The sequence below is a fragment of the Paenibacillus sp. NPDC056722 genome (assembly GCF_042790635.1).
Lineage (GTDB): Bacteria > Bacillota > Bacilli > Paenibacillales > Paenibacillaceae > Paenibacillus_AQ > Paenibacillus_AQ agri.
The window spans coordinates 1-12,374 of record NZ_JBHTYV010000025.1; the positions used below are offsets into that span (position 1 = coordinate 1).

The window sequence follows — 12,374 nt, forward strand, 5'->3', positions numbered from 1 at the left end:
ATTTAGTAGATTGGCCAATCGACTAAAATTTATAATAGGTGTTATTTTGTTGAAATTAAAAGGAACCTTGAAGGTTGTTGCAGTCTCTTTGTCTCTAGCACTAAGTTTAAATCCCATTTTTGCAAGTGCATCACCCTCACCTTCAAATACTATCGAAGATCAATCCGTAACAAATCATCAAGAACTGAGCAATGACCCTTATGAAGAAGGATTGCTTGAATATCAAAAAAGTTTAAACAATGAAAAACAATCGGATTCTCTAGCAACAGCTAGCATTTTAAGCTTAGTGAAAGTTGTTTTTAAAGTCCTTGCTAAAAGTTCAGATGATGTTGTTGTAACTGCAACAAAGAAAAATGTCACTACTACACTCAAAAACCATGCAATAAAACAGGCTGTCGCGCGTGGGATTACAGAAATTATGTTAGACAATTTATTATCTGAAGTTGCAACAGGAATGTTTAAAGTTTTAAAGTTTGAAGATGTTATCGGAACCTCAAGAATCATGTACGATCCTACTAGCAAACTCACCGTTGTCTTATCATTAGTTGACAATATCGTAATAACTACATATGTTGATAATGATAATACAATGCCAAATAGAGTTAATGCTGGTCGTTGGGTGCCCTCTTCCTTTAATTATAGATAAAATTCAGAAATCAAAAATATAATGGAGGACTTGGCATATTTATTAGTCCACTTGTTATGAGATAATAATAAGCTGACTATAAATTTGTTAAGTCCTCTAACTTGTGCAGGGGGTATTTATATGGCAAGACTAAAAGACCATCATAATATTAATAAGTTCTTAGAGATGGAGTTTATTTATCGCGACAATAGACCTGATCAGGGCTGTAGATTTAAAATAATAACAAACGAGAATGGAAGTAATATTGTTAGTGATATAGGATGGACAAATGTAACCTTAGACAAATTTATTGAGATGCTTTTGAAATTCCCAATGGATTTTTATGATGGATACTTTTCCCATTATGATGAATCATTTGAATGGAAATGGATACACGAATTAGACACAAACGTATTTCTGATAACAATTTTTGTCTCGGGCAGAGCAATTTCGTACAATGCTAGCATTGATAGCATAAAAGATTTTGGTAGCCAAATTCTTAAAGACATTAGCAATACTCCTAAGTTTGATTCTAAATAGATAGCAGAATAGACTGCTATCTGCCATTTCTATTGCCAATCTCACATTGGGTTTTATCCCCACCGCCTACCTGTATATCCAATCTGATGTATCTTTTTCATTTTCTATCGAGTAAAAGATAGATATCCAGATGAAATCCTTCCGACTTCAAACCTTCCACAAGAATATTTTAATGCTATACATACCGCCTTCGATTTTCTCAGTGATATTAGCCTGATGGAAAAAAGAAATGGGGGCGCACCTTACGACACCTGAGCCAAATGCAGCAGATAGACTGTTTATATCCGTAGGAAATTACTATCTAGTTCAAGACAAGAGTACGCTTAGCGTGTACGATACGAATACCCAACTCATCGAATCGCGAACCTTTGATGACATGCCTAACCAATTTACGTTACAGCGACTGTGGAACCAAACCATAGCCTTCGGTACAGTCGAATCAAATGGGGCTTGGTATGATTACGCTAAAGCAACAAAAGCCGTTTATACATTCTTGATTCTCGCACATTAAAAACGCAAACCTCAATAATCTTTGAAGAAAGTCGGTTTTCCAAAAAAACCTTCCGAACGAAAACACCTGTCATGTTGAGTTACTAATTAACTTCAATACGAAACAGCCATAACTCTTTTCAAGGCAAATTATCACTGTATATATTACATATAAAGATGTTATCTAAGATGATAATTTATAAATCATGAGGAATCTTGCATTCGTCAAAGGTTCCAATCAGGCAACAATATTTCGATTTTTCTGACGATTCCCCAAAGTTCAATGTTGAGGATATTGGGGGCACCTTATTTATCAGCAACTGCTCAAGAACCGCGCCAAATTAAAGCCAAAGCCCCGCAAGCCACTGCACATGCAGAGCTTGCGGGGCTTTTCATTATCCATCAAAAATTCAAATTATTAAGCCACTGGGTCAACGCCGACAACGGTCCCGTTCTAAGTTCTTCTTCAATGGAAATCGCATCTTCAGGGTAATCTGTTATGATCCCATCGACACCCATACTGAAGAATCGTCGCATGCTTTCGGTGTTATTTACTGTCCAGACATAGATAGGCTTGTGATGCCGCTTGGCCGAAGCGATAACCGATTCTTTGACCATATACTCTTCCATAACGACAAAGTCGGCTTGAATCTGCCCCATGTCTGGGACACCGGCGAACAAAATATAACCCACCTGAAGATCTGGCGCTGCGGCTTTGACTTGCTGCACGATTTCATAATCCAGCGACTGTACAACACAATCATTTTCAAAATGATTTTCACGCACAATCCGGATGAATGTATCGGTCAGATTTTGTTCCATTCCATGTGTTTTGATTTCAATGTTTAGTTTTATTTTACCTCTGGCTACATCCATCACTTCTGCCAGACTGCTAATTCGTCCTGTGAAATTCCCCTGCTTCACTTGCAGCTGTCGTAATTCATCCATTGTCAGATCATACACCTGTGCATGGATACCTGTCAGACGCTTCAAATTGGTATCGTGTATGACGGCAAGGTCTCCGTCCTTGGTCTCCAACACGTCGATTTCTGCATAATCTGCCTGCGCCTCAATAGCACCCTGTATGGACTCAATCGTATTTTCCGGCCCCTTCGAAACATATCCTCTATGGGCCATAATCTCGGCTTTTTGATCCTCCATCTGCATTCCATCTATGGCTGGCAGAAGAGCAATTGCCGCTGCAAATGTAGTAACTGAGCCAAGCGCGATGATCTTTCTTTTATGCTTGTGTAGCAATCCTTGATTCTGAATGGACCGATCTTCCAAGCTCTTCGGCTCAGGTAGCTGCAGCACGACATCATTCGGGTTCGCCTTCACCATGTACAACCGGGTAATTGTGGTAATATAAAGCGGCAGCAAAAATAATGTTGCCAGATAGAGGGATAGTACTGCGCTCTTCAAAGCGACTATCCGCACAACACTAGCAAATACCGTCTGCTGCTCCCACAGGAAGTATAGAAAACCCACAGCTCCGACAAAAGCTACAATCAACAGAATGACAACGAGCAGATAGAGGAAGAATACCGACAGCATAACCACTAATATGCGGAGATGTCTTTTTTTAAGGAGTGCAACGCTCTTTTTCGCCGCCTTCCGAAAGCTTGCCGCCCCCTCGATCACCACAATATGAAGCAAAAAGGTCCAGCGAACATTGAAGAATAACATGACCCCCAGCACGCCAATAAGCAGAAGTGTTCCTCCGCCTGTTTTTACTAACTCGCCCGTGATAAAGTTCGGAATTTCCAAAGAAGGAAGTAGCGTAGTGCCTACCCCCGCACCTAGCGGGAGAAACAGCAGCAGATAGACCACCAACCCTAGAAATCCTATTTTGAACAGGGACCGAAGATAGGAAAGCGACTGCAAAAACGCCGGAATTAGTCCGATCCGCTGTCTCTTCTGACCATAATACGAGAGAATAATCAGAACCGATAGCTCTATAAAAATCAGCAGTGTGGCGATTGGAAGCAGAATCAGCATGCATAACAATCCATACTTACTCATCGCAAATTGCAACAGTTCGTAATTGGTAGCTCCGGCAAACCCACTTAAGCGGAGAAATCCACGAAATATGGATGAAATGGCTGGAATAAAGACAAACAACGTTAGCAGCTTATACAGAATTTCGAAAATAAATATTTCCCTGTACGAAAAAGCAAGTATCCGAAAAATATCGGTAACCTGCTTGTGTATCGGAACCTTTGAAATCTCACTCATCAATTTGCACCTACTTGTAAAAAGCAGCCCACCCTCAACTGAGGACGGACCGCTTCTTCATTTTCCCTGATATACAGCAATTTTTTCTTTATCCTCTAACTGGGCGGTTTCGATTTCATTCTCCATATAATAGTCCTTCAATTCATCTTGAACGCTCTGCTCGGCTAACGGCACCTGGCTGCGGTAAGCAGCACGGCAAATCACATGAGCGGCGACTGGAGCTGTTAAAAATACAAAGAAGATTCCCAAGATGAGGCGGATGCTGAAGAAACCGTCAGAAATTAAGAAATACAGTAATGTTCCAACGAGCGCACACAGAACGCCAAGCGTAGAACTTTTAGATGCAGCATGAGACCTTGTGTACACATCGGGCAGACGCACATTCCCAATCGCGCTGATTAAGCTGAAAATGGCTCCAATGAGAATGAGGACGGCCCCGATTATTTCACCGCTTACGCTCAATGACAACACCTCTTTCAATGAATCTGGCAAAGGCAACAGTTCCAATAAACGAAAGGATCCCGATCAATAATATAAGATCAAAAAAGGCATGTGTGTGCAGCAGCACGGAGAACACGGCGGTACTGGCGATCAGATTAATACCAATGGAATCCAAAGCTTGAACACGGTCTGCACTGGAAGGCCCTTTTACAATCCGGTATAAGTTGGCTAGTATGGCCAGCATTAATATACATAATGCAGTAATCAACACCGTCTCAAATATCATTTTCTCGTCACATCCTTTATCGCTTTTTCAAAAACAGATTTTGATTTTAATACTGAATCCCTGGATTCAGGCATATTCAGACCATGGATGTATAGCACCTTCGAATCAGGGGTTACCTCCATGATGACTGAGCCCGGTGTTAAGCAAATCAACAAGGATAGGAGCGTAATTTCCAAATCCCCCTCCAAATCCGTTTCCACCTTGAAAATCCCCGGTTTAACATCGATTTTAGGACGGAGCACATGCTTCATGACCATCATCGCAGAAGTATTCAGCTCATGGATAAAGAGAATGAACAGCTTCCCAATTGCGGCTAACGTGAATAGATAAAACGGTTTTTTAAAGAAACGGCGAATGCACATTAAAATAAACAGACCCACAAAGTAACCGCTGATAAAGTTTAATATACTCATATCCTCTTGCAGAAACATCCACAAGTAGGCAATGAATATGTTGAGTAGCACCTGAACGGGCATGACTGTTTCCCCCCTTTAATCAAACACGGCCTGAATATATAAATTTGGATTGAGCAATTCCTCGGCAGCTTGAGCAACATAACCCGTAATCGCCTCAGCGCCGATTCCCATAGCAACACTAGCCAGCGTCAACAGAGCGATCGGAAGCAACAAACCTTTCGTTGTCCCTTTCTCCTCCTCAACACCCAGAATCGTTTCACCCCAAAAAGCGTTCATAAACAATTTGATCATGGAAAACAGAATGAACAAGCTGGCCAGCAGCCCGATTCCTCCAAGCCAATAATAGCCGGCTTCAAAGACGCCTTGCGTCGTAAATACTTTGCCAAGAAATCCGCTGAGCGGAGGAATTCCAACCATAGACAAAGCTGCGATGAAGAACATCCAGCCTAACCCGGGGTGATGACGAATCAAGCCGCTAATTTTCTTCAAGTCACTTGTTCCCGTGAGATGAACTATGGTTCCCCCAATCATAAATACAAGCCCTTTAATCAGCATGTCGTGAATCAAATAATAAATAGAACCCGCTATGCCGGTGGATGTTAAAGAGACAAGTCCAGCCATAATAAATCCAACGCTGATAACCACATTGAAGGTTAATATTTTTCTCAAATCCCAATAACCGATCGCTCCGAGTCCACCTAGTATCATTGTAATAGCGGCTAAAATCCCAATAAACATATGGGTAATTTGCGGTTCATGATAAAAGATGAGCGTAAACATTCTGAAAATGGCGTATATCCCTACCTTAGTAAGTAATGCTGCAAAAATAGCAGCGATTGCCGTTGGGGGTACACTATAGGATCCCGGCAGCCAGAAAAAGAGCAATAATCCCGCCTTCATAGCGAAGACGATCAAGAATAATAATGCGACGGTAGTAATTAACCCATCCTGACCAACCTCTGCAATCCGCATCGATAAATGGGCGAGGTTCAATGTGCCGGTCATAGAATATAAATAAGCTACTCCGATCAAAAAGAACGCCGATGCAATAATGTTCGTAAAAATATATTTGAGTGACTCGCCAAGCTGCCGCTGGCCTCCCCCCAATGTGATTAGTACATAGGAAGCAACCAGAAACAGTTCAAAGAAAACATATAAATTGAACAAATCCCCTGTCAAGAACGAACCATTGACACCTGTAATCAAAAACAAAAATAGAGGATAAAAGTACAATTTTTCTTGTTTTCGGCCAATCGATGAAAAAGCGTAAATTAAGCAGCACACCGAGACAATTGAAGTAGCCAAAAGCAGCAAAGCACTGAACATGTCCCCCACGAAGCTAATGCCGTAAGGTGCTTTCCAACCACCCAATTGTAAGGTTTGAATTCCGCCATTTCTGATCTGATTCATCAATAGAACGGCAATGACACTAGTAGCTAACAATGCAGCCAGACTAAGAATCCGCTGTAGCTTTATATTTTTCTGGAATATAATGAGGACCATCCCCATCAATAGAGGAATGATAACCGGCGCGATCAACAAATTATTCAAGCTCATTCCCCCTTAATTGCTCCATGTCATCCGTCCCGAAGCTTTGATAGGCCCGGTAACATAAAACTAGTACTAGCGCTGTCACGGCAAAATTAATGACAATCGCAGTTAAAATTAATGCTTGAGGAATAGCATCCGTAAAGTTCGCGACCTTCTCTCCCAGCAGAGGGGCACTCCCAGTCTTCAGCCCGCCGGAAGTAATCAGCAGCAAATTAACCGCATGGCCCACAATCGATGCCCCAAGCACAATCCGCAGCAGCTGCTTAGATAGAATCAAATAGGTTCCAATGGATATTAAAATACCGACTAGTATGACCATTAGTGTCTCCATATTAACGATCCTCACTTATGCTAAGAATAATATTGACTGCGGTGCCTATGACAGCCAAAGCGACTCCGGTATCAAAAATCAAAGCAGACGCGAGCTCGGTATCGCCAAAGATCGGTAAATCAAAATGACCGAAGGTCTGGGTTAAAAAAGGCTTACCAAATACCACGCTCACTGTTCCGGTCGCAACGGCAATCAACACTCCCACCGCGGAAAGCTTTTTGAAATCCACCCGAATGTTTTCCCTTACCTTCTCGACTCCAAAAGAAAGATACAGCAGGACAATAGATGATGCCATACTCAGTCCCCCAATGAATCCTCCTCCTGGATGATGGTGACCGTTCATAAATAAATAGATCGAAAAGGTCAATATGATCACAGCAGCTACTCGAGTTACACTTTTCAATATCACATCATTCGGTTTCATTTTGTTCCCTCCTTTTGGAACGCTGATGAACGAATATATATACACCTAGTCCAGCAATGGATAACACGGATATTTCCAGCATCGTATCGAATCCGCGGAAGTCCACTAATATAGCGTTGACAATATTTTTGGCACCCGCCAGCTCAAAGGCATTTTCAAAAAAGGATGTTATTGGTTCAAATAACTTATGCCCATTCGCGGACAATGCGAGAACGGTCACGGTTAGACCCATCGCGATCGAGATGACCAGATTCGTCAGTTTGAAAGGAATCCGTTCGATGCTTTTCTTAAGTTTCGGTAAATGGTAGAAGCACAGAAGGAACAGAACCGTTGTCACCGTCTCCACCACCATTTGCGTCAATGCCAGGTCAGGCGCTCTAAAGATAACAAAGAACATCGAAACCATATAACCTAACGCACCTAGTGCAACAATAGCCACAATTCGGTTGCCGGCAAATAAGACAGTACATGCGGCGATCACCATTGCGAGCACAAGTCCGACATCAAAAATATTGATAGCTGCATTATTTGAGAAATCAAACTGGAGACCGTGGAGCAGCAGAAGCGAACTTATCAACACAATGACAAAGAATGAAAAAATGTAGATCAGATAACGTCTCAGCGAGCCTGTCATATAACGATTCGTTAAGGACTCCGACAGTCTCTCCGTACCAGTTAAGCCCTTATTGTACCAATGGTTCAACGTTAATCCCTGCGGATAATTTCTCATCACCTGGATCCACTGCTTGGATGTTTTGAAAAGAAGGAGACCCACAACAATGACACCGAACGTCATTATCAGCTCCATATTGGGCCCATGCCATGCACTGATCTTCAGGTCGTATGGAGACAGCGGCATCATCGGCAAAATGGATGTTAGTGCCGGAGTGAGAATATACTTACCCAATACATTGGGGAAGAAGAAAATGAGTATAACGAGTAATGCCAAGACGGCTGGAGAAAATAGCATCCCCCAAGGCGCTTCATGCACTTTTCGTGTCAATTTCTCAGGACGATATTGTCCTCCAAAGGTTTTGAATACAAAAATCATGCAATAAACGAAGGTAAATATGCTAGCTATCCAAGCAATGATCGGGAACAGGAGACCAATGCTGCCTAAACCGAAGATACCAGCCTGCGATACCTCATTCACCGCTGCAAAAAACATTTCCTTACTCAAAAAACCGTTAAACGGCGGTAATCCCGCCATCGATAAACCACCAATCAAAGCGATCGTGAACGTAATCGGCATGACTTGCATCAAACCGCCAAAATAGCGAATATCCCGCCGACCTGTCTCATGGTCAATAATACCGACAACCATGAACAAACTTCCTTTAAAGGTCGAATGATTGAACAGATGGAATAGGGCGGCAAATGTAGCTACCGTAAAGATCGTGCCACTCTCACCAGGCCCAAAATAGACTGCTAAAGAGCCGACTCCAAGCAAGCACATAATCAATCCCAATTGACTAATTGTAGAATATGCTAACATCGCCTTTAGATCGGTCTGCCTCAGCGCCGTCAAAGAACCGTAAAGCAGCGTAATGAGACCAATTCCAGCCACAAGCCAGAACCATACGGAGCTCCCCCCGAAAATCGGTGTCATACGAGCCACTAAATAAATACCAGCTTTGACCATCGTAGCCGAGTGGAGGTAACTGCTCACCGGAGTTGGCGCCTCCATCGCGTCAGGTAACCAAATACCGAATGGAAATTGTGCGGATTTCGTAAATGCACCGAGCAAAACACATAACATCGCGGGAATAAATAGTACATGGCTTTGTATAACTTCCAGGTTCGCAATCATTTCCCGAATACTGTAAGTATCCGCCATCATGATCAGCATAATAAACCCGGCTAACATGCCGAATCCGCCAAGGACAGTAATTAATAGCGCCTTCAAGGCGCCTTGGCGGGAGCTCTTGCGCTCGTACCAATAGGAGATTAATAAGAAGGAAGAAACACTGGTTAACTCCCAGAACCCGTACAGGACTAAGAGGTGATCGGAGAATACTACCCCCAGCATAGCGCCCATGAACATGAGCAAATAAATATAGAAGTTGTGGAGCGCCTCACGAACCTTAGACATATAAAATATAGAGTAAATAATGACCAAGCTACCGACTCCGCTAATGAGCAGACCAAATAACAAGCTGAGCCCATCCACATAGGAGATCATATTCATATCCAGGGACGGAATCCAGGATAATGTGTATTTATACGTGTCACCAGCCGCAACACCAGGTATATACTGTAGTAAATAGATAAAAATAGATGTAGGTACAAGTAAAACGAACCATCCCGTATGTACTACGCGATTGAAATACTTATATAAGAAGGGAACAAATATTGCACTGATCAACGGGAGAAAAATATAGGTATAGAACATAGTCAAGCGTACTCCTCCTTATTCATGACTTCTGCTTCCGTATCTACATATTGACTCTTTTGTTAACATCAACTATAGTCTTACATAGTTTAAATGAGTCCTAATACTAGCATTGAGGTGAAATACTTAAAATGATTAGCGTATATAATGAGAGCATTCTGGTTTGCGTTTATTATGGTCCCAATAGCGAAAGACTAATCAAACGTGGCTGTGCAATCGCTAATATCATGAAAGCTCCGCTTTATATATTGACCATCGATCCGAAGCCATTTGACGAACTGGACGCCGAGAAATTACTCTATATCGAACAATGGAAAGAATATGCCCACGCTCACGCTACGGCCCAATTTATCATGAAGGATAATGAAAGCCGCCCTGTCTATAAGGTCATTGCAGAAGTAGCCAGAGATAACAACATTACACAGATTATTCTAGGCCAGACAGCAAGCAGCCGATGGGAACAAATTACGAAGGGATCTATCATTAATTCTTTGGTACGTGAGATCCCCTTTGTCGATCTGCATATCGTTTCCGTTGCCCGTTATATCCGGGATGAAGAAGGTAATTATCAAAAGGGCATTCGTGCTTATTTGATTAAAGACGGGAATAATTACCAGTTAAGCTTCAGTCACGAAAAAGAAACGGAATATGAAGGCATTTTCTTCAAAGAAGCGGATACCGATTTCGATAACGGAATTTTCCGTTTTATGAAGGATGCTTCGACTTTACATGTTCTCGTAACTGACGGGATTGTCACCGAACTAACAAATGTAGATATTAATACAGCACTGGGTCTGGATGACTCTGCACAATAAAAGTTAATAAAAAAGCTCACCCTCTCCGCATGTTTCATGCGGAGTTTTTTTATCTTTTCAAAACACAGATCGTTTATAAATTCACATCCACTTTAATGGGCCGCTTCTCAACCCTGTCGATCCCCAGATACTTCAACGTTTCAGCCGTAGAATGATGATGCAAAATCGACTTTAAAATGGAGATGGCAACTCCTCTATAGTATGCATGGTAACCAAACGTCTTTCTCAGTGTATGGGTCCCGATTTTCTCAGATATCCCTACCTCCTTTGCCGAGTGATTAATAATTCGATACGCCTGCTGACGGGTAATCGGACCAGAATCCTTTTTGGATTTAAACAAATAATCCTCAGGCTTCCAATCGACGTTAGATAAATACTCGTTTAGTATCTCCCCGACCTTGCTGTTTAAGTAATGAGCCTTTTCTTCTCCTGTCTTCTCATCCTTAATATAAAGAAACTGCTTGGCATTCTGGCCATCCCAAACGTCCTGTACAGTAAGATTGAGCAAATCAAGAAGACTAATCCCGGTGTTAATTCCCAATACAAAAAGCAACAGATCCCTTAAAGAGTGTTTTCGGAGCTCCTCTTTCATCGCTTGTATGGTTTTTACGTCCCGAATCGGATTAACAAATTGCACAGAAAATCCCTCCGATAATGTTACTTAATTTAAGGCTAACATATATTAAGTAACATAACAATTAAAAGATTGCTTAATTTAATAAAAAAACTGACGGATGAGCTCTCCATTGAACATGATATCCAGTCGGATAAGAACCTAATCAACAAGCTGCTATACCCGCATTCTAAAAGCATTTTACAGTAGCAAGCGCTTCGCTCCTACAGTTCCAAACTTCCCCCTCCCCTCCTTCCAAAAAAAAGACCCCCATTGCGGGGATCGTAAGGTTAGGTCTATTGTACTGACAGTTGGAAACATAGGTTTTTTCCTTATATCTATAAAAACTCCATGTTCTAAAGCTCTCTATAGGCTGGCTGCATCAACCCTTGAGTGGACTGATCCTCTTGGTGCTCATAATATAGTGACTGAACGGAGTCATATATTGATGCTTCCGCTGCTACTGACGGCCGCTGATATGCCTCATCCACATACATGATTCTGCGTTGAATTTGCATGAGTCCATTCACGACGCGAAGCGCAATCCAAAAAAGGACAAGGCCAACACCTACGTACAACAGATATTGCTGATTATAGGTCCAATCGATATGGAAGTAATTAAACAAGCTATTTTCTAAAATATTCAGTTGCATTTCATTCATCAAAATAATATGCACGGCTGGAAGAGCAATAAAGCCTAGTCCTAATGAGATCACCGTTATCATAATTACAAAGAATACAATACCCGTAACAAATCTTAGGAAGACGAGCAGCAAATTTCGAATAAATAACCCGCCGTCAAACCCTCTCACCATTCGCATAAACCAGTTCTGCCCAGCGTCAGACTGTTGGCCCGTAGCGTACGAGGCAGGCTGAACCGGCAAGCCTAAAATTTGTCTAATCATGCTTTGCTCAAATTTCACAATCCCATCCAACAACTTAGCTACTCCAAAAAACAGCGGGATTCCGATAAATAATGGAGTTAAAGCGATGGATAGTGCAACTCCTGTTATCGCTACAGTAAGATAGATAATTCCTAACGGGAGAGAGAGTAAAAAATAGAGGATTGTTGCATAAGTTTTTGGATTAAAAAGCACCCAGTTCACCTTACCTGTTGGCTCCTTCGCAGTCGCCCCTGTTGCGTTCATTATTCAAACACTCCTTTGCTTCATAAGTCACGTTCTTCTCAATAAATTAATTATAGCCGCCTTATTTA

Annotated in this window: 13 protein-coding genes; 3 read left to right on the top strand and 10 right to left on the bottom strand. The window is 41.9% G+C overall.

The features are described 5' to 3' along the window. Together ACFRAM_RS28275 and ACFRAM_RS28280 are read left to right on the top strand one after the other, a co-directional pair. The coding region (locus ACFRAM_RS28275; protein WP_379470368.1) for a hypothetical protein at positions 1 to 646 on the top strand (646 nt) is incomplete at its 5' end. 120 nt (positions 647 to 766) lie between these two features. Beyond that, the gene (locus ACFRAM_RS28280; protein WP_379470370.1) at positions 767 to 1,165 is read left to right on the top strand and encodes a hypothetical protein; all 399 of its coding nucleotides are present in this window, start codon (positions 767 to 769) and stop codon (positions 1,163 to 1,165) included. Positions 1,166 to 2,056: 891 nt separating this feature from the next. Here ACFRAM_RS28280 and ACFRAM_RS28285 read toward each other — a convergent pair. The 8 genes from ACFRAM_RS28285 to ACFRAM_RS28320 are packed head-to-tail and all read right to left on the bottom strand — an operon-like array spanning position 2,057 to position 9,730. Then, positions 2,057 to 3,889 carry a glycerophosphoryl diester phosphodiesterase membrane domain-containing protein gene (locus tag ACFRAM_RS28285; protein WP_379470371.1) on the bottom strand — a complete coding sequence of 611 codons (1,833 nt, stop codon included), beginning with the start codon at positions 3,887 to 3,889 and terminating at the stop codon, positions 2,057 to 2,059. Positions 3,890 to 3,946: 57 nt separating this feature from the next. Then, positions 3,947 to 4,351 (bottom strand): Na+/H+ antiporter subunit G, encoded by a 405-nt coding sequence (locus ACFRAM_RS28290; RefSeq protein WP_379470372.1) that lies wholly within the window; start codon positions 4,349 to 4,351, stop codon positions 3,947 to 3,949. Continuing rightward, the gene (locus ACFRAM_RS28295) at positions 4,335 to 4,616 is read right to left on the bottom strand and encodes a Na(+)/H(+) antiporter subunit F1 (RefSeq protein WP_078500563.1); all 282 of its coding nucleotides are present in this window, start codon (positions 4,614 to 4,616) and stop codon (positions 4,335 to 4,337) included. The genes ACFRAM_RS28290 and ACFRAM_RS28295 overlap by 17 nt, the downstream gene beginning before the upstream one ends. Then, positions 4,613 to 5,092, bottom strand: coding sequence for a Na+/H+ antiporter subunit E (locus tag ACFRAM_RS28300; RefSeq protein WP_066375557.1), 480 nt, complete (start codon positions 5,090 to 5,092; stop codon positions 4,613 to 4,615). Before ACFRAM_RS28300 ends, ACFRAM_RS28295 begins: the two co-directional genes overlap by 4 nt. Positions 5,093 to 5,107: 15 nt before the next feature. Further along, complete coding sequence (locus tag ACFRAM_RS28305; RefSeq protein WP_379470373.1) at positions 5,108 to 6,583, bottom strand: Na+/H+ antiporter subunit D; 1,476 nt, start codon at positions 6,581 to 6,583, stop codon at positions 5,108 to 5,110. Further along, on the bottom strand, positions 6,576 to 6,914 hold the full coding sequence (locus ACFRAM_RS28310) for a Na(+)/H(+) antiporter subunit C (protein ID WP_066375559.1): 339 nt from the start codon (positions 6,912 to 6,914) through the stop codon (positions 6,576 to 6,578). The genes ACFRAM_RS28305 and ACFRAM_RS28310 overlap by 8 nt, the downstream gene beginning before the upstream one ends. A 1-nt stretch (position 6,915) precedes the next feature. Continuing rightward, on the bottom strand, positions 6,916 to 7,338 hold the full coding sequence (locus tag ACFRAM_RS28315; protein WP_066375562.1) for a Na(+)/H(+) antiporter subunit B: 423 nt from the start codon (positions 7,336 to 7,338) through the stop codon (positions 6,916 to 6,918). Further along, positions 7,325 to 9,730 (bottom strand): Na+/H+ antiporter subunit A, encoded by a 2,406-nt coding sequence (locus tag ACFRAM_RS28320; protein WP_379470393.1) that lies wholly within the window; start codon positions 9,728 to 9,730, stop codon positions 7,325 to 7,327. The genes ACFRAM_RS28315 and ACFRAM_RS28320 overlap by 14 nt, the downstream gene beginning before the upstream one ends. 131 nt (positions 9,731 to 9,861) lie before the next feature. On the opposite strand from ACFRAM_RS28320, the gene ACFRAM_RS28325 reads away from it, so the two are divergent. Then, on the top strand, positions 9,862 to 10,545 hold the full coding sequence (locus tag ACFRAM_RS28325) for a universal stress protein (RefSeq protein ID WP_379470374.1): 684 nt from the start codon (positions 9,862 to 9,864) through the stop codon (positions 10,543 to 10,545). A gap of 73 nt (positions 10,546 to 10,618) precedes the next feature. Here ACFRAM_RS28325 and ACFRAM_RS28330 read toward each other — a convergent pair whose 3' ends face one another. Then, a complete protein-coding gene (locus ACFRAM_RS28330) occupies positions 10,619 to 11,182 on the bottom strand; it encodes a tyrosine-type recombinase/integrase (protein ID WP_066375570.1) in 564 nt (187 codons plus the stop codon). Between the two features lie 332 nt (positions 11,183 to 11,514). Further along, positions 11,515 to 12,306 carry a sensor domain-containing protein gene (locus tag ACFRAM_RS28335; RefSeq protein WP_379470375.1) on the bottom strand — a complete coding sequence of 264 codons (792 nt, stop codon included), beginning with the start codon at positions 12,304 to 12,306 and terminating at the stop codon, positions 11,515 to 11,517. Positions 12,307 to 12,374: the final 68 nt, after the last annotated feature.